The 21950-nt window shown below is 39.2% G+C and carries 16 protein-coding genes; 6 read left to right on the forward strand and 10 right to left on the reverse strand.

All coding sequences use genetic code 11. From position 1 onward, the window contains the following. Nucleotides 1-125 precede the first annotated feature (125 nt). Entirely contained in the window at nt 126-1970 is a 1845-nt protein-coding gene (locus BUC12_RS11060; protein ID WP_062183880.1) for a 4-hydroxy-3-methylbut-2-en-1-yl diphosphate synthase, read from the reverse strand. 288 nt (nt 1971-2258) lie between these two features. Between BUC12_RS11060 and BUC12_RS11065 the strand changes: the two genes are divergently transcribed. Then, nucleotides 2259-3899 carry a mechanosensitive ion channel family protein gene (locus BUC12_RS11065; protein ID WP_062183877.1) on the forward strand — a complete coding sequence of 547 codons (1641 nt, stop codon included), beginning with the start codon at nt 2259-2261 and terminating at the stop codon, nt 3897-3899. 10 nt (nt 3900-3909) lie between these two features. Here the strand turns inward: BUC12_RS11065 and BUC12_RS11070 are convergent, their stop codons facing one another. From BUC12_RS11070 to rpsO, 3 genes are all read right to left on the reverse strand, one after another. Continuing rightward, nucleotides 3910-4812, reverse strand: coding sequence for a hypothetical protein (locus BUC12_RS11070; protein WP_062183874.1), 903 nt, complete (start codon nt 4810-4812; stop codon nt 3910-3912). 85 nt (nt 4813-4897) lie between these two features. Next, nucleotides 4898-6307, reverse strand: a complete 1410-nt coding sequence (locus BUC12_RS11075) for an MBOAT family O-acyltransferase (protein ID WP_062183871.1) — start codon at nt 6305-6307, stop codon at nt 4898-4900. Nucleotides 6308-6418: 111 nt separating this feature from the next. Beyond that, nucleotides 6419-6688: a 30S ribosomal protein S15 gene (gene rpsO, locus BUC12_RS11080; RefSeq protein ID WP_062183868.1), complete on the reverse strand. Its 270-nt coding sequence runs from the start codon at nt 6686-6688 to the stop codon at nt 6419-6421. A gap of 217 nt (nt 6689-6905) precedes the next feature. On the opposite strand from rpsO, the gene BUC12_RS11085 reads away from it, so the two are divergent. Further along, on the forward strand, nt 6906-7520 hold the full coding sequence (locus tag BUC12_RS11085; protein ID WP_062183865.1) for a TetR/AcrR family transcriptional regulator: 615 nt from the start codon (nt 6906-6908) through the stop codon (nt 7518-7520). Nucleotides 7521-7523: 3 nt separating this feature from the next. Here the strand turns inward: BUC12_RS11085 and mutS are convergent, their stop codons facing one another. Next, complete coding sequence (gene mutS, locus BUC12_RS11090; protein WP_087880277.1) at nt 7524-10106, reverse strand: DNA mismatch repair protein MutS; 2583 nt, start codon at nt 10104-10106, stop codon at nt 7524-7526. 265 nt (nt 10107-10371) lie between these two features. Here mutS and BUC12_RS11095 point away from each other — a divergent pair, with 265 nt between their 5' ends. Beyond that, nucleotides 10372-11130 (forward strand): hypothetical protein, encoded by a 759-nt coding sequence (locus tag BUC12_RS11095; protein ID WP_062183858.1) that lies wholly within the window; start codon nt 10372-10374, stop codon nt 11128-11130. After that, nucleotides 11127-11891, forward strand: a complete 765-nt coding sequence (locus BUC12_RS11100) for a hypothetical protein (protein ID WP_062183857.1) — start codon at nt 11127-11129, stop codon at nt 11889-11891. Before BUC12_RS11095 ends, BUC12_RS11100 begins: the two co-directional genes overlap by 4 nt. Here BUC12_RS11100 and BUC12_RS11105 read toward each other — a convergent pair. From BUC12_RS11105 to hemG, 5 genes are all read right to left on the reverse strand, one after another. Continuing rightward, the gene (locus BUC12_RS11105) at nt 11878-12762 is read right to left on the reverse strand and encodes a hypothetical protein (protein WP_062183854.1); all 885 of its coding nucleotides are present in this window, start codon (nt 12760-12762) and stop codon (nt 11878-11880) included. The two genes, BUC12_RS11100 and BUC12_RS11105, sit on opposite strands and share 14 nt — an antisense overlap. A 41-nt stretch (nt 12763-12803) precedes the next feature. Beyond that, the gene (locus BUC12_RS11110; protein ID WP_062183851.1) at nt 12804-13601 is read right to left on the reverse strand and encodes a tRNA threonylcarbamoyladenosine dehydratase; all 798 of its coding nucleotides are present in this window, start codon (nt 13599-13601) and stop codon (nt 12804-12806) included. 18 nt (nt 13602-13619) lie between these two features. After that, complete coding sequence (locus tag BUC12_RS11115; protein WP_062183848.1) at nt 13620-14549, reverse strand: putative 2-dehydropantoate 2-reductase; 930 nt, start codon at nt 14547-14549, stop codon at nt 13620-13622. A gap of 93 nt (nt 14550-14642) precedes the next feature. Beyond that, entirely contained in the window at nt 14643-15302 is a 660-nt protein-coding gene (upp, locus tag BUC12_RS11120; protein ID WP_062183845.1) for a uracil phosphoribosyltransferase, read from the reverse strand. Between the two features lie 122 nt (nt 15303-15424). Continuing rightward, nucleotides 15425-16804, reverse strand: coding sequence for a protoporphyrinogen oxidase (hemG, locus tag BUC12_RS11125; RefSeq protein WP_062183842.1), 1380 nt, complete (start codon nt 16802-16804; stop codon nt 15425-15427). 262 nt (nt 16805-17066) lie between these two features. On the opposite strand from hemG, the gene BUC12_RS11130 reads away from it, so the two are divergent. Then, nucleotides 17067-17426, forward strand: coding sequence for an arsenate reductase family protein (locus BUC12_RS11130; protein WP_062183839.1), 360 nt, complete (start codon nt 17067-17069; stop codon nt 17424-17426). Nucleotides 17427-17490: 64 nt separating this feature from the next. After that, the gene (locus tag BUC12_RS11135; RefSeq protein ID WP_062183836.1) at nt 17491-21948 is read left to right on the forward strand and encodes a translocation/assembly module TamB domain-containing protein; all 4458 of its coding nucleotides are present in this window, start codon (nt 17491-17493) and stop codon (nt 21946-21948) included. Nucleotides 21949-21950 lie beyond the last annotated feature (2 nt).

A 21950-nucleotide genomic window follows, 5' to 3' on the forward strand; every position in this document is an offset into this window, starting at 1 on the left:
GGAGCCAAAAATACACTTTTTATATCTAACTAACACAATGTATTATAAAATATTAAGGTCTCTAAAAGTCTGTTTTCTCAATAAATACAATACATTGCGGTTAATTTAACATTCTTAAAAGACAATTATTCAGGATCTTTCCAGTCTCCATTGTCTTTAATCAACTGCACAAGCCTTTCGACTGCCTGATCGGAAGGGATGTTTTTTTCGATACACGTTTGTTTCTTATAAAGGGAGATTTTTCCTTTTTCCGCACCTACATAACCATAGTCGGCATCGGCCATCTCTCCGGGGCCATTAACGATACAGCCCATCACCCCTATCTTAAGGTGTTTCAGGTGTGAAGTCGATTCTTTTACACGTGCAACAGTCGATTGCAGGTCGAATAAGGTACGGCCACAACTGGGACACGAAATATATTCGGTCTTACTGGTACGGACACGCGATGCTTGCAGAATTCCGTATGCGTAAGCATCTACGCTCTTCAATGCGATACTTCCTGTATTTTGCAGCATCAGCCCGTTTCCAAAACCATCAAGCAGTACTGCTCCTAAGTCGGCGGCAGCTTTTATCTGCAAGTCTTCCGGTTCGTTTTCGGTATATTTCCGTTGCAATACAACCGGAATATCACAATGATTATTCATCAGTTTATGGATAAATGCACGTTGCTCTCCTACCCCGTTTTTATGATCGGTAGATAAAATAACGACCAGTTTTTTATCCGATTTCAATACAGAAACTACATTATCGGTCAAGTCCGGATAGCTTAATTCCACAAACTTAATATCGGCAGGTGAGTTGGCTGCCTTATCCAGATTCGTTTTATTAAATACCGGATATGTATTTTTTTCGCCGTTCCATGCATCAGCATCTATGATCAATGGGATTGCACGCGGTGTACGCTCAGTCAGGTTTTTGCCGATATAGATATAATCGGGCATGAAATGCACATTCAGATCAAAGTCTCCGTTAGACCTGTCCGATACAACAACAGGTAAGTTATCGCCTCCAATATTTCCTACAGCGTAAGTCTCGCGACGTAGTGCCGAGAAAGGAGAAAATCCGGCAAAAGCCGCTGCTTTTATTTCGGGATGGTTAGCTCTTTCCTGAATATAATTAACAAGCTTCTTAGCTACGGGTACTTCATATTCGGGATCTTCGCTAAGAGACACACGGATAGTATCACCAATTCCGTCAGAAAGCAAAGCTCCTATACCTACTGCCGATTTAATCCGTCCGTCTTCGCCATCGCCGGCCTCAGTAACACCTAAGTGTAAGGGGAAAGCCAACCCTTCTTCATTCATCTTCTCTACAAGAAGACGTACTGCGCGGGTCATCACTACAGTATTTGAAGCCTTCATCGAAATAGCAATATCTGTAAAATCCTGCTCGATACATATACGGAGAAACTCCATGCACGACTCTACCATTCCGTCCGGAGTATCTCCATAACGGGTAAGAATACGGTCGGATAAAGATCCGTGATTCACCCCGATACGTACTGCCGTTTTATGCTCTTTACAAATATTGAGGAACGAGGTCAGTTTTGTCCGTATTTTATTAATCTCTGCTGCGTATTCCTCTTCGGTTAACTCTTTCCCGTCAAAAGTTTTTGCGCCATCCACAAAATTACCGGGATTGATGCGCACTTTTTCTACATATTTTGCGGCAGCCTCTGCAGCACGTGGGTTGAAATGTATATCAGCGATAAGAGGGGTCGAAAAACCTCTCTTTCTGATCTCTTCCTTTATATTCTTCAGATTATCTGCTTCTCGCACTCCCTGTGCCGTAAGCCTTACATAATCGCCACCGGCTTCGATGATACGTATCGACTGTTCTACACTGTTCTCCGTATCATTTGTATTAGTGCTGGTCATCGATTGTATTCTGATGGGGTTATCTCCCCCAAGAGGTGTATTTCCGATCCGAGTAACAGACGATTGACGTCTTTTGTAATTGAACATATCCATAACTAGTTTTTTAGCTCTTTCCCATTATAAGATAACAAAGGTAGATATTTTTTGTTTTTAGACTTAAGGTCTCATACCTATTTATTGTTTTGACAGAATGTTTGCTACTTTGTCTTACAACTATTACCTATAGATAAATATAATGGGTTATTGTTATACTACTATAATAACGCCATAAACAGATTAAATGTATCGATTTTTTGTTAATAATAATATTTGTAGTCCTGCCCCATTGTTTTTACCAATATTTAATAATTATATTTGCTCAGTTTAAATCATAGATAGTTTATGTATAAAGGGAATTCGTATTATTTCTATTTTATCTGTGTGATAGGCTTTTTAGCTCTGAGCCTGAATCCCGCATTTTCTCAAAAAAAGAACACTAAGACTAAAAAGAAAGTGGAGGTCGCAAAAGTCGATACAACACAAATAGCACAAATAGCTCCGGGTAAAGCAGCAGTTGTGCCATTCCGGGATACTTTATTTTTTATATACGGTAATATCGGATCTTTTACCCCGAAGCAAAGGGCCGAAGCTATCAACGAAAGAATATTAAAGCTTGAAGATGATCCGTTTTTCGAAGCCGACTCGATAAAGCTTATGGATATGAACGGGCTGATAAATATAGTGTATAACGGAGACATTATAATGAGTGTCGATACACTACAGGCCAGTTTCCTGAAAACCACACGTTCAGAATTGGCCCAAAATTACTTGAATGAGATAGTGAACTCCATCCATAAACGGAAGGACGAAACCAGCCTGAAACGTATTGCGATACAGATAGGTTATACAATACTTATTATAGCCCTGCAAGTATTCGTAATATGGCTTATTATGCAGGGAACAAGGCGTGTACGGGCTATAATATGGCTACAAAGAGGAAAAAAGCTAAAGGGATTTATGGGCTTTATCGATGCCAATAAAGAAGTATACTTCCTTATTCTTTGCCTGAAAATTTTACGTTTCCTGATCATAATATTCTCGCTTTACTGGGGTCTTTGGGCTTTATTCAAGGTATTCCCTTCGACAATGGGATGGGCAGACCAGTTGTGGGGATATGTAGTAATACCTCTGAAATCGATTGCCCGCAGTGTTATCGGCTTTCTGCCTAATCTATTTACAATAATAGTAATCATTGTAATATTCAGGTATACCCAGAAATTCATGCGGTCTATTGCAGCGCAGGTAGCGGAAAGTAAAATAACAATACGTGGATTTTATGCAGACTGGGCATATCCTACTTATAATATCGTTTGCGTGATATGGTATATATTTATGTTTATCCTGATATTTCCCTACCTGCCCAAATCTGATTCTACTGTATTTCAAGGAGTTTCGGTATTTGCCGGTTTAGTTATCTCTTTAGGATCGACCTCTGTAATCGGTAACCTTATCGCCGGATTGGTTATTACTTACATGCGTCCGTTCAGAATCGGGGACAGGGTAAAGATGGATGACTGTGTAGGTAATGTAATCGAAAAAACTGCTTTGGTTACGCGGGTCAGAACCCCTAAGAATGAGTTGATTACGATTCCGAATTCTACTGTAATGAATTCAAAAACAGTAAATTATTCGCAATCAGCCCGCGAATACGGTTTAATACTTTATACTTCTGTAACTATAGGATATGATGTTCCATGGACAAAAGTGCACGAATTGCTGAAAGAAGTGGCCGAACGTACCGAACTGGTAATGAAAAAGCCTAAACCATTTATTCAGCAAGAAGCACTTAATGATTTTTACGTATCCTACCAATTGAATGTATATACTCGTGAAGCGGACAGGATGCCACACATATATTCGGAATTGAAGAAAAACATTCAGGACGTATTCGGAGACGCAGGTATCGAAATCCGTTCTCCTCACTACCATGTGAATACGATTATTGAAGAAGTGGCTGAGCCAAAAAAGAATAAGGAACAGTAAGCCCGATAGCTTATTTATTTAGAGACTTGATACTATCTATTTCCTGACGGAAATACCTTGTATATTTCTCAGCAGAAAGAGCATCCAGATGATCCCCGTCTGTGGTCGTATAATCGTTACAGTCGGGCATATCTATATAATGGAACTCGTCCCGGGGAAATGTTTTGTACATCTGCTCTCTGATGGCTGCTCCACGGCTAAGCCCACAGAGTTGGTACTGTACCGGCATTTCGAAAAAAACAACAGTCGATCCATGCAATATAACCTCATCCACATACTTTCTTAAAGCTTGTGTATCTTTCTCTAAATTTTCGGGAACCTTCGAATGATATTCTATAGCTTGTGGTAATATTTTTGACAACATATCCACATGTTCTAAAGTATCCTTGCCTCTTTCATCAGATGCGGTTATTTTCCCCAGCCCTGTTTGCAACAGATACACTCCATAAGCAGTAGCTTTCTGTCCATAAGGAATAGCGATAAAACTCATCGGTTGTTTTCCGTCTCTCAATGAAGGGATATAATGCCGCAAAGGTGTCATCAACGGGTTAGATATAGAAGTTTTCAGTTCTTCATTCAAAGATCTGTCTATATGGTTCATCTCAACAAAGATATATTTAGGATACACACCTTTCTCTACTACAGTGAACAAACCATCAACCGAACTCAAACCTAACAACCCCAGATTGTAGAAATGAGGTAATTGGTTCATATATAAACGCTCACAAAGTGAAGACCCTACAATGATAGCTTCTATCGAATCCGTATCGGAAAAAAGATATCTCTGCGTTTTGATCTGATTATCCTGCCATTGATGTTCTGATATATACCTGTTAGGATCTGCAACATACACTACAACGAGTGTATATGCCGCAAAAAGTATAAAAAATAATAGCAATGTTTTTTTTACCATATTCAAGATAATTAAGCAACAAGAAGTCTTTGGTATACTAATAAAACTGTCTGCTGCTACTATATAAATAGGTTTGTAGCCCTACTTAGAATTGGAAATAAATAAACGATCCGCTTGTTCCGCTATTTGTTATGATAAAGAACAAAAGGATAGCATATAAAACAAATTCTTTTGATCGAACAGCTTTCCATACTTTAGAGTCTTTATATAAATAAAGCAAATGATAAACTATAACCGGAATAGAATATAGTATGATGTACATATTTATCTTCACGGTACTCTGAACAGCTGTATTATTACCTATTGCCTGAAAATATTTAATTACATGGCTGAAATCGGGTAATTTGAACAGCAACCAGGCTAGGGTTACCATAATGAATACAAAGAAACCTTTGATTATCAATACCGATTTAGGCAGCTTTATTTTTACATTATCATTTATCAACCTTTCTATAGCAAGCATTCCGCCATGGAACAATCCCCACGTCGCATAACTCCATGCCGCTCCATGCCATAGACCACCCAATACCATTGTTAAAAGGAGGTTAAGGTATGTTCTGAATTTTCCTTTCCGGTTCCCGCCCAAAGGAATATACAGATATTGCATCAAAAAAGTAGACAAAGATATATGCCACCTTTTCCAGAATTCTTTGAATGAGGTTGATATATAGGGGAAATAGAAGTTGGTCTGAAAATCGTATCCGAACAATTTAGCTAAACCTATCGCTATTAATGAATAGCCTGCAAAATCGGCAAATATCTGTATCGAATAGCCAAACAACATAGTACACAGGTCTACTGTCGAATACGCTTCGAAATACGGGTAACTGATCCAAAATGTAAAATTCTTGAGATTATCGGCAACAACCATTTTCAGAAAATATCCGACAATGAGAGTTTTAAAGGCATTTTCCCATGCTATATTTTTAAATGCTTTATCCGAAATTTGAGGATAAAAATCGTGGGCTTTCAGTATTGGACCTGCTATCAGGTGAGGGAAAAAAGAGATAAAGAATAATGTCCGTTGTGCGTGCCTCGCCGGCGAAGGTGTAACGAATGATGCTGTTTTTCCTTCCTTTTTATCTCTCCAGACATCTATTACAAGACTGATTCCCTCAAATGTAAAAAACGAAATACCGATCGGCAATGGTATCATCAGCAGAAAATGCCCGATAGAACTATCGGGAGAAAATAAACTGTGTGATATTAAAGGACTGTATTTGAAAAATGCCAAACCGGCTAAGTTCAGGACAATACCTGTTGTAGCAACAAGTTTCCGGTATTTAGCATTTCCATATACGACATAGTAACTCGTCAATATATTGATACTTGCCGAAAACAAAAGCAATAAAGTAAACCAAGGCTGATCATATGCGTAAAAAATCAAACTGGATACGACCAATACGGATACCTGATACTTTTTGAAAAAAGGCAGATAATATACCAAAAAAGTGATGAGGAATAATAATAAGAACGGAAAACTGGTAAATAGCATCTAGCTTTCTATGCGGTATTGTTAATTTTTATAATAAAAGTTATCCCTAAAAAGAAAAAGTTACTACCGAATAGTATCAAGGTAGTAACTTTTGTTTCGTTCGGAAAGATTTTACTTTCTGATACCAAGCTCTTTGATGATAGCACGATATCTTGTGATATCAATTTCTATCAAATAGTCTAATAAACGGCGACGTTTACCAACTAACATTCTTAGAGAGCGTTCAGTGTTATAATCTTTATGATTTGACTTCAAGTGTTCAGTCAAATGCGAAATACGGTACGAAAACAATGCAATCTGAGCTTCTGGTGAGCCAGTATCAGTGTTAGACTTTCCGTATTTAGCAAAGATTTCTTTCTTTTTTTCAGAATCTAAATACATGATTTCTTTTATATTTTGATTAAAATTCGGCACAAAGATAAGAGTTCTTTTCTGTTATACAAAAGTTTATGCCATTTTTGAAATAATACATAACTAAAAAGTCTTTTTTTAAGAAACATATCTCATATAACTCTTTCTTTTTTAACAAAATTATTTAAATTTGAAATTTGTACAACACTTTATATACTCATAACGCTAAAACTCTGTGAAAAAACCGATGAACCCTTCCAGAAAGAAGATACTGGATAAAGCTTTCAGCTTATTTTTAAATGAGAACTTCGATAGTGTTACGATGCAACAGATCCAGGAAGCATCCGGAATCTCGCGGGGAGCCATTTATCATCATTTCAAAAGTAAGGAAGATATCTTCAAAGAAATCGTCGACACCTATCTTCTGCCTATATTTTCGAGCTATACGGGAATACCCGAAGACCAAAAGCGGACGTTGCTCGATACTATTTATGCCTCTATTAAATGCAGGCAGAGCCATCAAAATCTATTAAAGGAAGTTGTACCCTTTAAGATGTCAGATTTTTACTTGTATAAATTCATTTTTCAGGCTACAGAATTATATCCCGAATTTAATAAACAGGTAAATTCACTGACAGAAAAAGAATATAACGGTTGGCGGAATGTTATTCAAATAGCCATGAGAACAGGAGAGATACGTTCGGATGTAGACCTCGACTATGTAGCACAGTCACTTATCACCATACCTTTAGGATTAGGGGTGTTTTCTGCTTTCAGTAACTATATTAATATCAATACAAAAGATATCAGAACTTCTTACCTGAAATTCTATAACTTATTAAAGAAAAACAGTTTCTTGTAAACCTTACTTGCCGGACACTATCTTTTTTATCTCATTCAGTTTATTTAACGCTTCAACCGGGGTGAGGTTGTTAACATCCAGGGACTTTATTTCGTCGCGCACCTGACTCAATACAGGATCGTCCAACTGGAAAAAACTCAATTGATAGCCTTCGCGCTGTTCATTTATCTCTGCAATAGGTTTTGATATACCTTGCTTCCGGTTATCTGTTTCCAGTTGCTTAAGTATTGTATCGGCTCGCTTTACTATACTCTGAGGCATACCCGCCAACTTTGCCACATGTATACCGAAACTGTGCTCGCTACCCCCTTTAACCAATTTACGTAAGAAGATAATTTTTGTATCGACTTCTTTGACCGATACATTGTAGTTCTTGATACGCTTGAATGATTTTTCCATTTCATTCAACTCGTGATAGTGGGTTGCAAACAATGTTTTAGCTCTTGCTTTAGGATGCTCATGTATATATTCCACAATTGCCCAAGCTATAGAAATACCATCATAGGTACTTGTACCACGCCCCAGCTCATCGAATAGGACTAAACTGCGAGGTGACAAGTTATTCAGAATATCAGAGGCCTCATTCATTTCGACCATAAATGTGGATTCACCCAACGAAATATTATCCGAAGCCCCCACACGGGTAAATATTTTATCGACAAGACCTATTTTTGCCGAGTCGGCCGGTACATAACAGCCTATCTGAGCCATCAGGTTAATCAATGCTGTCTGACGAAGCAGAGCCGACTTACCCGCCATATTAGGCCCTGTTATAATAATAATCTGTTGTTTATTACTATCCAGATAGACATCGTTGGCTATATAAGACTCTCCGATAGGTAGCTGTTTTTCGATAACGGGATGGCGTCCGTTTTTAATATCCAATACATCCGAATCTTCAATATTCGGGCGAATGTATTTATTCAATTCGGCTGCTTTAGCAAACGAAAGCAGGCAATCGGTCCGGGCTATCAGATTGGCGTTTACCTGAATAGTTGGTATATAGTCTATCAGGCTTTGAACCAAATCATTGTATAAAGTTGTTTCGAGTGAGAGGATTTTTTCTTCCGCACCCAGAATTTTCTCTTCATAGTCTTTCAGTTCCTGTGTAATATATCGCTCTGCATTGACCAGCGTCTGCTTACGTATCCAATCGGCAGGGACTTTATCTTTGTGGGTGTTACGCACTTCAATATAATAGCCGAATACACTGTTGAAACTGATTTTCAGAGACGGAATACCTGTTGTATCGATTTCGCGCTGCTGTATATGAAGCAAATAATCTTTACCAGAGTAAGCAATTTTGCGTAACTCATCCAGATCGGGATTAACTCCTTCCCGGATAACACTTCCCCTATTGAGTAATACGGGCGGATCGTTCTGTATTTCCTTTTCGATACGCTCCCTGATTATAGGGCATGGATTAAGCTTTTCCCCAATCGATTTCAGACTTGGTTCATCCGAATTAATGAAGGCTTCGCGAATAGGTTCGATTGCTTTCAGAGCAACTTTAAGCTGTACTACTTCGCGTGGTGTAACACGCCCTACTGCTACTTTAGAAATTATACGTTCGAGGTCTCCGATAAGAGGTAATTGCTCTTCTAATAACTGTTTCAGAGAAGGATCACGGAAGAAATACTCTACTACAGCCAGACGGTCGTTAATAGGCTTAACTTCTTTCAACGGGAATACCAACCAACGGCGAAGCATACGTGCTCCCATTGGCGATATCGTTTTATCGAGGATATCGAGTAACGATTTTCCGCCTTCGTTCATTGTAGAAATCAATTCCAGACTGCGTACCGTAAACTTATCGAGGCGTACATATCTGTCTTCTTCTATTCTCGATAAAGTGGTTATATGGCCTATCATAGTATGTTGGGTCACATCCAGATAATGCAGTACTGTGCCGGCAGCAATAACTCCATCTGTAAGATGTTCTACACCAAACCCTTTTAGATTTTTAGTCTCGAAATGTTTGATCAGACGGTCACGGGCTGTGTCTTCAGTGAAGATCCAGTCATCGAGTTCAAAAGTAAAGTAACGGCTACCGAAGTACTCTTCGAACTGCTTTTTATTTCCCCTCTCGATAAGTACCTCTTTAGGCGAAAAGTTTGCCAGAAGCTTATCTATATATTCTTTATTTCCTTCAGCCAGAAGAAACTCTCCCGTTGATATATCCAGCAATGATATACCATAGTTTTTCTTTGCAAAATGAACCGCGCACAGGAAGTTATTCTCCTTATGATTCAGAACATTATCATTGATAGATACACCCGGTGTCACCAACTCGGTTATACCACGCTTAACCAGCTTGGTAGTCTGTTTCGGATCTTCCAGTTGGTCACATATAGCCACCCGCCTTCCGGCACGGACTAGTTTAGGCAGATAAGTATCTAATGCGTGATGCGGAAACCCTGCCAGCTCAACATGCTGTGCTGTACCATTTGCCCTTCGGGTAAGCGTTATTCCCAATATTTCGGCAGCATCTATAGCATCTTGCGAGAAAGTCTCATAGAAGTCGCCCACTCGAAACAACAGTATAGCATCGGGATGTTTTCCCTTGATTTCCATATATTGTTTCATTAAAGGGGTTTCGGCTATTTTTTTTGACACAGTTGTATAATTTTTTAAGTCTTGTTCGTCTAATTTATTCGTTCGGCTTTCGTCTCCGGAGAATTACTATAAGCCAGACTGACAAAGATAAAAAAAATAGTAGAAAATAAGTTCTCAAACCTCTTTATTGCAAAGCAAACCCTTGAAAATTAAGCAGGCTATTTCTAATGTGTATCTTTATGGTTTACCCTGTTGCCCGAAAAAACACTATATTTATGAATCTAAGAACAACGCAATGAAATATATTAAGCTAATCTTACCCCTGTTACTTGTAGCAACACTAAGCATTCAGGCACAAAACAGAACTAATATGATAGCCGGCGAATGGAAAATCGATTACTTGATCGGAATAAACCAAATCGACGAATTTAATATCGAAACAATTCACTATGAAGACGATCAGAAGTATCGTTTCCATTACGGAAATAATGCGAAATTTGCAGAAGACGGGACTTTTATGTGTTACTATTCGGCTCCATGCGGAAATGATTGTTTCCGTCAAACCTATGGCAGATACAATGTAACAGACGAAAACCATATACGGATATATGCAGATAGTATTTCGATAAACGGTATGTGCCAAAACGTAGATGAACGTGTAAATATCGACTTAGGTATATTTATGATAGATACTATACCCGGCGGATTCAGGCTTATCTCTTGCCGGGATGGCATTGATGACGATCTACGACGGGTTTATTCACAAAAGGTAAATTCTTTACCTCAGATATCAACAGGAGAATCTAATCTAAAATGGGTAACGCTCGATCCGGAAAACAGAGAAACTGAAAGCCTGAAAATATTGCGAAAAGGCCTTATTACAGACGGACAGTTCGATCCGGATAAAGCCAACCTTGTGTATACCAAAAATATAGGCTGGTATTATATAACGGCTTTTGTTTTCGAATATGAGAATAAAAACCACATTGCACTCTATAGTGCTGACCCGGAAATATTTGCTGTTTATAAAAATTCAGAAACCGGAAACCAATGACTTATCTAAAATACATACTGTTACTGTTTTCTATGCTTGCAGCAATATTGCAGGCACAGGAAAATACAAGGATAATAGGCACATGGCAATCTGACCACCTCATCGGAGAAAAGATACAAAAGCCTGATGATTACATTCTTTCATTTCCCAACACTATTTTACAACAAAAGGCATTCGGAAATAAAATCGTTTTTTCGGATGACGGGATATTTACATCTAAGGAAATTTCGTGGTGTGGATTCGGAAGCTACCCTACCATAGAAGGGAGATATGAAGTTATTGACAAAAACAAGATACAGTTATATTTAACCCGGTACTATTCTTCTATGAGTATAGGGCAAATCAATAGATATATGGATCATGATCTGGGTACCTACCGAATAGAAGAATTACCCGATAAAACCTTCAAACTCATTTTTACACCCAACGGTACGGAAAGTAACGATTTGAAAAGGGCAAAAAGTATAATACAGAATTTAAAACCAGCCATAAATACAGATCAGGAGTGGAAAGGTATCGATGCCAGCTACAGAAATGCTGGCGACCGGATAATTTTTGAACAGATTCTGAAAACAAGTAAAAAATTCAGTCCTGAAAAAACGGAACTGATTCATTCTCAATATTTAGACGATTATCTGTTCAAAGCATTTATTTTCAAGTACAAAGAAAATTTCTATGTGGGATTATACACCGATCTGTTATCATCCCAGATGTACTTTATTTATGAGCCTGAGCCCGAAAAGACCATTAATAACCAATAAAATATCCGTCAGATGTAAGATGAATATTTCCGCCGGATGTTTTAATGGCAATATGTTCTATCTTCGAAGCATGCTCTTTGCCTCTCCCACTACTCTCCCCTATCCGGTAGGTATCAATAATTTCTTCTTTTCCGTTTCTAGTTTCCAGCACTGTAATTAATTTATTGTCAAATTGCTCAAGATAAAAAAGCAATTGAATCCCGGATGAAATAAATGGAGAAACAGCCTGAGTCCAGTTCGCTATTGTCAGTACATACGGATCACTTTTTACAGGATATCCGGCTTTTACCGCCGGAAGGGTCAACAACTCATCCGTATCAAAATACCGGGAAGAAAACAGGCAGGTGTCCACCTTTATAGCGAAAGGTTTTCCTAATGAATCTATCTCGAATTTTACCTCTGCTTTTACTGCCACCGGTATCTCATACTTCCTTTCCGACCAGAATATATCGGTTACAATAGTATTATTTTCGAAAGTAAAATACTGGTTGAAGATGCCTTTATCACTTTCAGGAGCATTTTCGATTATTATCTCCTGTAAATCGTTGTATAGTGGCTTACTGTCTTTGAATGGTACGATCGATACATAATCCGCATTCTGAATTTCGTCTATCCGGTGTATTACAAACAGGTCGTTGCCGCAGTAGTTTTGAATCCAGTTTACTGCATATATTTTCTCGGTCGGCGAATGGAATAAGTCCTTCGTAAATTCATTATAAGGAAGTTCCAGTTCATGCGACGAACCGGAGCTTATATTTCCAAAATAAGTTTTAAATTGCTCGTAATCAAAGTTTACTGCAGAAACAGATTGCGAATATGCCATTAAAAAAACAGCAATCGATATAAGTAAGGTTGTGTATTTCCGGTTCATTTTCAGGCATTCAGATTATGGCTCTAAAGTACCTATATATTTTATTCCTTACAAATATCTTTCATCACTAATCCGGCAAGGGTAAAGCCGAAAATAGCTGTTATGTGCGCCAATGTTCCATTGATCTGGGCTTTCATACTGCACCATTCGTGGTTAACCAGATCGGGGTCGCCCGGCCCGTTCTTCGACTTGGGACAAAGACAAGCCTCGGTTCCGCACGATTCGTTAGCTCCTTTGTTATCCAGAACTTCTTCACTGAACACACAAAGAAATTTACGGCGGGGTTTTTCCACTTTCTTAAACTTACGGCGAAGTGCCGCACCTAAAGGACATCCTTTTACCTTCCAAAATTCGGCAACCTGTATTTTTGTCGGATCCATTTTCAGGGCTGCTCCCATAGACGAAAAAAAGACAGCTTTGGTCTTTGTTGCACGAACCATCAAGTCCATCTTATTGCTCAGGCTGTCGATAGCATCAATAATATAATCGTATTGTTCCAACTGAAACGAATCGGCGGTTTCAGCGCTATATATTTGCTGAAGAGGAGTTATCTCTGCTTTCGGATTAATCTCCAGTAAGCGTTCTTTCAGAGCATCTACCTTTACTTGCCCTACGGTTTTAGTTGTCGCTAATAATTGGCGGTTGATATTGGTTACACATACACGGTCTGAGTCTACAATAGTAAGATGCCTGATACCCGAACGCACTAAACTCTCGGCACACCAGCTGCCAACACCTCCGATACCGAAAATAATAACCCGTTGTGAAGCTATCTTATCCATTAAAGAGTTGCCCAGCAACAATTCGGTACGTTTAAAAATTCCTTTTTCTATGCCCATACAGGTCTTTTGTCTTCTTTACTTTATTAAATATGTTGATTGGATAAACCGTAACTGTTTTTCGAGCACTGCTGTACCGGTCATATTATAACCTGCACGTGCAGCATATTCTATTGGCTGAGTATACAGGTAGTTGATTTCCATCTGCCGTTTCGAGTCAAAATCGACTTTCATGCTGGGCGAATAAGGTGTCATATGTTCGGTCATATGTATAATCTCGTCTGCATAGTCAAGAGGAATAGGGTTATCCGCCAGATCGCATTGGTTGCCGGCTTCAATTACTTCTATCATCAAACGGTGCAATAATTGCCGCATATCGGCATTGGCAATCAAAGCATCCGTAGTTGTATTCATAATTACTGTCATCCCATTGAAAGGTATATTCCAAACCAGTTTTTTCCAGCGCGCCTCTTGTAAGTTTAATATTTCGGTTTCGATGCCCGACTTTTCAAAATCCTGACAAATCTGTTGTAAGACAGCATTATCAGGACAGGAATAAGAACCGATATTGAGTTTTCCGTAATCGAGGTGGGCTATATGTCCGGGACCCATTTTAGTAGCACAGATAAACGCTAACCCTCCCGCAATATGAAGATTGGGAAATAATTTCTGAAGATCGGCTTCGATACCCATTCCGTTCTGAATCAGCAGCACTACTGTATTCTCGTGCAACAAGGGAGGTAACAGATGCTTTAATTCCTTATTTTTAGTTGTCTTCAGACATACCAATACAACATCACACGGAGGCATATCGTGTGTATTACTGTAAGCATTAACTGCAGGCAACACAAAATCGCCATTTATTGAATCGACCTTCAGCCCATTTTCTTCAACAAAATCGTAATCCGAATGAAATAAAAAATGAACATCGTGTCCTCCTTTTACCAACATTCCTCCGAAATACCCGCCTATAGCGCCGGAGCCTATTATCCCATATTTCAGTGACATATTGTTATTCCTTTCTTTTATAGCGTAAAACAAAGAAAGCACAAAGCTATTCCGTTATCCGCCTTGTGTTTCTTTACTAAGTTTTTTTATTAGTTATGAATCTTTCTCGCCGTAAGCCAAGTCGCCTGCATCGCCCAATCCGGGAACGATATAAGATTCTTCATTCAGGGTAGGATCGATAGCTGCCGCCCAAATAGTAGTATTCGAATCCGGAAACTTCTCTTTGCAATAATCTATAGCTTCCTGACTGGCAATAACCGTAGCAATATGTATATGCTTGGGGCTTCCTTTTGTCAATAAAGCGTGGTATGATAGCTCCATGCTTCCTCCGGTAGCCAGCATCGGATCGGTAAGCAAAAGTACTTTTCCTTCTAAACGCGGCGAAGCTATATATTCTATACTGACATGAAAACTCTGATGATTCTCGCGATACTTACGATATGCCGATACAAAAGCATTTTCGGCATAGTCGAAATAATTCAAAAATCCGTGATGAAAACCAAGACCTGCCCTGAGAATTGTCCCGATAACTATCGGATCGGTATGAAGGAAGGAGGGAGCCACTCCTAGAGGAGTCTGGATATCCTGCTCTTTATAATCGAGGGTTTTGCTGATCTCATAAGCCATTATTTCGCCTATTCTTTCGAGATTTTTGCGAAACCTCATCCGATCTCCCTGAATATTTACATCGCGGATCTCGCTCACAAAACGACCCAAAATGGAATTCTGAGCCGAAAGATTTATTATTTCCATAGGTAATTTTAGCCGTAAAGATAGAGCGAAAATATGAAAAGCCCTTAGCTACGCGCATTTTTTCAAAAACGAAAAGATATTCTATTCTGAAAATTATCGCATTTTAACAATCTCCGGTATATTCAGACATAATGTACTGCTGTCTTCCAAACAAGCTGTTCTGCAATATCATATGCCTGTTTTACCCGGTCGGCTATGCCGATGCCGTTTCGTATATTACCGGCAATATACAATCCGTCATGATCTTTCTCCACTTTAGCAATAGTAGCCAGCCTTTCACCAGTAGAAACTTCGTATTGAGGAATAGCATACCGGTGCCTGAATATCTTAAGAAAGCAAATTGCCGATGACGGTATTTTAAACAAATCCTTCAGTTCCTCATGCACAATAGCCGTCAGCTTTTCGTCACTCAAATCAAAAAGTTCGGGATGACGGGTTCCTCCCAGATAAATAGCTAATGTAGCATATCCCTGCGGTGCTCTGTCGGGAAAGCAAAACGAAGGGAAAAGTACGCCCAGCAACTGTCTGTTTTCTTTTTGGGGGATCAGTCCCCCGAAGGAAACGTATTTGTCATTAATAGCTTTGCGCTCCACTCCTACAGCAACCTGTACTACTTTTGCATAAGTAAGGTTCGTCATCTTTTTCATATCCAGAGGTGATATGAATGGTAACAAATCGGGTAAAGCATTTGCCCCTACCGAAGATATAACCTTATAGGATAAATATTGTTGCTTTATTTGGTCTTTATTGAAGGTTACTTCAAAGCGATCGCTTACTTTTTTTACTTTAATGTCCAATGCTCCGCAAACAATATTCTCCTTACCTATTTTGTTTACGAGAGCTTCTATAAGCGAACCGAAACCTACTGCTCCGGAAAAGACTTCTTTGGTAGCTTTTTTATCTCTTGCATTCTTCGGTTCCCTACTCTTCTTAAATGAACCACCAATAAAACTGCCATACTTCTGTTCGAGTTTGTATAGCTTAGGTAACGCATAACGGGTGGTCAGTTTCTCCGGATCTCCGGCATATATCCCTGATATAAAAGGATTGACTGCATAATCGACAAAAGACTGCCCTATCCGCCTCGATGCTATAGAAGCCACAGATTCGTCGGGATCTGTTCCCCGCTTAACAAAAGGTTCGAATGCTATTTTAATCTTATCTTTTAGTGTAAATAAAGGGGTTTTTAAGAAACTTACCGGACCCGAAGGCAGGGCATACCAGTTCTTGTTTTTATAGATCAGACGCTTTTCTGCTTTTTTATCTGCGACAACAGGTTTTATTTCGAGCATTTCGAAAAGTTCGGCTATTTCGGGGTTTCCCAATACTCCTGTATTAGGACCTTCTTCGTAGATAAAACCATTTTCGGAATGTGTATGCATAGCTCCTCCCGCGCGATTCATTTTCTCAAGCACTATCACCTTCTTTCCCTTTTGCTGAAGAAAAAAAGCAAGTGACAGTCCGGTCAGTCCGGCTCCGATTACAATAACATCGTATTCCATTTGATAGTATTTGTTGAGCGTATACTCTAAAAAGTGTACAATATCTTAGTAAAGATAGGCATTCCTCCAAAAGTGCACAATAACTATATATAGTGATTTTAGAACTACCGGAGTTTTCAATGGATATTACTTATAACAATTACACGGTAAATACTTTCTATACACTAATCTTACCGGATACGAACAAATTCTCAAAAGAAAATTTACCTTTGTGTTAAAACATAATTCTCTGAATTTTTTATTCATGCAATACAAAACGACAATGGGAAAGATTTTATTTGTTCAATATCCGAAATGCAGTACCTGCCAGAAAGCAGCAAAATGGCTAAAAGAGAATAATCTGGACGTGGAAAGCCGTAATATAGCTGAAAATAACCCTACTGAAGCAGAACTAACGGAATGGATAGACGAAAGTAAATTACCTCTGAATAAGTTTTTCAACACTTCGGGAAAAATATATAAAGAGCAAAATATAAAAGAACGTGTTAAAAACGACTCAACAAAAGACCTCATCAAATTGTTAGCTACAAATGGAATGTTAGTAAAACGACCCATTATTGTTACTGACAATACCGTATTAGTAGGATTTAAAGAAGATGAATGGAAGGCAGCACTCGTTTGATTGTCTGTTAATCTCTCGTTATTGTCCAATTTTTATAACAGCATTCAGAATCCGTTGATTTTATATGGAGAACGAAGAAAAAGAGAAAAATATACCGCCTAAGAAGAAAAGCGTAATAAAAAAGATATTCAAAATACTTCTTTATGTAATATTGGGTATCATTTTGCTTAATCTGGCTCTATATGGATTATTATCAATCCCTTCGGTACAAAAAAAGGTTGTTGATTATGCGATCAGCCAACTAAAACCGATTCTCAAAACTGAGTTGAGTATTGACGAGGTCAGACTCAAACTGTTTAATAATGTCAACCTGAAAGGTGTATATATCGAAGATCAGTCAAAAGACACCCTGCTTTATGCCCGGAATCTCGAAGTAAGCCTCAGCCCGTGGAAATTACTAAAAAGCGAGTTGCAGATCAATGCGATAGATATAGACGATTTTACTATAAACGTTTCTCAAAAAAATCCGGATGCCGATTTTAACTTCCAGTTCCTTATAGATGCTTTCGCCGGTGATACTACAGTTACCGATACAGCATCGAGTAGCCTGAAGATCAATATCGAAGATATATCACTCCGCAACGGTAAACTCCGGTATGATATATTGTCGGATACTATTACTCCTAACGAATTCAATGCATCGCATATCCATGTATATGACTTGAACGGCGATTTAAAAATACCATCTGCCGACCCCGAAGATCTGAAAATTATATTGACTTCTCTGTCTTTTAAAGAACATTCGGGATTAGATATCAAGAATCTGAAAGCAAATATAACATCCGATAAATCGACATATTATATAGAAGATGCCGAGCTCGAACTGCCTGCATCGAAAATGAACATACCTTCGGCTAAATACAATCTCGATACCGATGAATTCGCTCTGGTTACAGAACCTGCGGTACTATCGCCGAAAGACCTGCTCCCATTCATGCCCGACCTAAAGCACCTGAGAAATAATATAGAACTTCGGGGTTCGGTCAACGGAAAATTACCTGCATTAAATGTAGATAGCCTTGTGATTAAATACGGGGAGGAAACCAACCTGAGAGCCACTGCTTCTATATCTGATTACGAGCACTATGACAAAGCCCAATTCAATTTAGCTATCGAAAGATTCTTAATCACCCCTGCTGATATAACAGACTTTGCTAAAGTGGGAGATTCGACTTTCATTGCTCCCGATATTCTAAAAACACTGGGAAACATCCGTATGAACGGAACTCTTAAAGGTAGCCTCGATAACCTGAATATCGATGCGGAGGCATGGGCTAAACAAGGTGCGTTAAAGATGGTTGCGAATGGGTCGGTGGATACTACATTTGAGAATTTCAAAGTAAATGCCAAATTACAAACCCAGAACTTCAATGCCGGTTCTCTGATGGAAATGCCTGAATTGGGGCGCGTATCAGCCTTTGTGAATATAAACGCGTCACAAAGTCCGCGACAATCTTTGTCGGCCGATCTCAAAGGGCAAGTCAGCAGCATACAATACAATAACCAGACCTATCAGGATGTACCTTTCACAGCTTACTATAATGCTTCGAAAATGGGAGGATGGATCAAAGGCGATCTGCCTTTAGGTAAGTTTGAAGCAAAAGCCGATATGACCCAGGACAGGATTCCTAAGATCGATTTGGATTTGGATGTAGAAAAGCTCAAAATAGACCAGTTTATAGACAGTTTGGGTTGGAAAAATCCGGAGTTGACATTCCATATGAAAGGGAATATTGTAGGTCTCGATATGAACGATATCAAAGCTGATGTGGTTATCGAAGACTTCCTGTTTTCGCGGGACAGCCTGACTTTCAAACCGGGAGTAATTGCATTACAGGCCGGAGCGAATAGTCCGACAGACAAATTTATCAAGTTCAGCTCGTCGCAAATGAGTGCAAGTATAACAGGCGATTATAACTTCGTACAATTACCCGATCAGGTAAATAACCTGATGTATTCTTATCTGCCCGGATTATTCAAAAAGTCGATAAAGCTCACGGCAAAGAATAAGCATAACAACTTCAAATTCAGCGCAATCATCAATAATACCGAAAACCTGGGTGAGATACTCGGCCTTCCGGCTAATATTATTACCCCGATGACCATAGACGGTACAGTAGATACGGAGCAAAACCGTATTATGGCTAGAGCTGATATTCCGATGATAGAATATGATAATATAAAAATAAGAGGAACGAAATTTGATCTAGCTAATAACGACAGTTTAATAACTCTGAAAGGATTTCTGAACTTATACGAAAAAGGGCGTGGTATAGATTTCAACCTAGATACCAAAATACAGTCGGATACTATAAATGCGTATCTGACAGCTAAACGCGACAGTACCGATCTCAATTTGGATATTGCCCTTCACACCCTGGCTAATTTCGAATTATCACAGAGCGGAAATCTTATCTCGAGCCTGAAGTTTTTGCCGACAGAAATGTCGATAGGAAAACTGATACTGTCATTTCTTCCTGCCGAAATTCATAACGAGGGAGAACGAACCACCATATCCAATTTCGGATTCATGGAAGGAAAAGGACGCACCATGAACCGTTATCTTGGTATGGATGGTGCCATATCGAATTCGAAACAGGATACCCTGAATGTATCTTTCTTTAATGCCAATCTGGGGCATATACTCAAAGCATTTGACGTCGATAACATAAGTGCCATTGCCGATGGTAATATCAAACTGACGAATATACTTGAGCAGCCCGAATTGTATACCAATAACCTCCAACTGGCAGATATTATTGTATTCAATGATACACTGGGCGATCTTAAAGTGCAAAGTAAATGGAGCGATTCTGATGGAGCAATTGCCTTCAGAGCTTACCTCGAAAACGCAAAATCGAAAAGTGAAGTCGCCGGTTATGTATTCCCAGCTCAGGACTCTCTGAACCTAAAGGTTAATCTGGACCGCTTATCCATAGGATGGGTACAACCTTTCATGGCAGATATGATCAACAAGGCATCAGGTAGTATAAGTACCGGATTAAGGGTTACCGGAAAAATATCAGCGCCGGAAGTCAGAGGATGGCTCGGCGTAAATAATGCCCGGATAGGTATCGACTATACCAATGTAACTTACACTATCTCCGATACAATACAAATAACTCCGGATAAGATCGGTTTCAATAATCTGGTTATCGAAGACTCCGACCGGAATAAAGCCCGTGTAAATGCTCTCGTTACTCACAAAAATTTCGAGGATTTACAGTATAACCTCAGTATGAATTTGAACAACCTGATGGTACTGAATACAGCTGCCCGTACAGATAGCTTATTCTATGGAAAAGTATATGCCAGTGGAACCATAAATATCAAAGGATCTGACGAACTTATTGATATGAAAATGACCCTCAGAAACGGTAAAAATTCATTCTTGAACGTTCAGATACCCCAAAATGAAGAGGCTCTTAGTTACCAGAGTATAGTATACATAAACACTCCGAAGGAAGAGGAAAAACTGGAAGCGCCTAAACCCGAAGAAGAAGTACTACCTATAAAACTGGCAGTAAACCTTACCCTTACTCCCGATATGACTATCGGAGTCGTTATAGACCCTATAACGGGCGATGCCATGCAGGCCAAAGGTTCGGGATTAATCGATTTCACATACGATATGCGTTCGGAAGATATGAAAGCATTCGGGAATTACACCCTTTCTGATGGCTCCGTACGGCTTAAATTACAAAGTATCAAAACGCTCAACCTGCGAATAAGGGAAGGAAGTACACTGAGATTCGTAGGTGACCCCTTGAATACTACTTTCGATATAACCGCGTTCCGCAGGGTGAAAGCCGATCTCTCCACTCTCGATGTTTCGTTTGCCAACGATGCCAATGGAGCTACAAAAGTGAATGCCGACTGCGTGCTGGGTATCAGCGGTGATATGGATAAGATGAACCTTACCTATGATGTTAGCCTGCCCGATGCATCCGACGATTTGAAGAGCCGTGTCGGCAGCCTTATAGCTACAGACGAGCAAAAAGTGAAACAGTTCGCCTATCTGCTCATAATGGGTACATTCTATTCCAGCTCACCGGGAACAGGTGGAAATATTGCCGATGGTATGCTCACCAATATTGCATCCAATGCATTATCGAGCGGATTGAATATGCTATTTGGTAATATGCTGGGCGAAAAATGGACTATCGGGACAAATATATCATCTAATGACGGTACTTTCAACGACATGGATATGAGTATAAGTGTATCCCGTAAATTCCTTGATGATAAACTCGAGTTCAATACCAACTTGGGATACAGAACCGACCAATCGACATCTACTGACAATTCATTTATCGGCGATTTCGATGTAGCATATGCACTTACACGCTCAATCAAGCTGAAAGCCTTCAATAAAACCAATGACAGGTACTACAAACAGGCTCCTATGACTCAGGGAATAGGTATTGTATATACTAAAGAAGCCAAAACAATTAAAGAATTGTTTAACATGTTCAGAAAGAAAAGGAACCGTCAGAACGTAGCTCAAACTGAAGGCAGATAAGC

The sequence above is a fragment of the Indolivaga macrotermitis genome, assembly GCF_900128985.1.
GTDB lineage: Bacteria > Bacteroidota > Bacteroidia > Bacteroidales > Dysgonomonadaceae > Dysgonomonas_A > Dysgonomonas_A macrotermitis.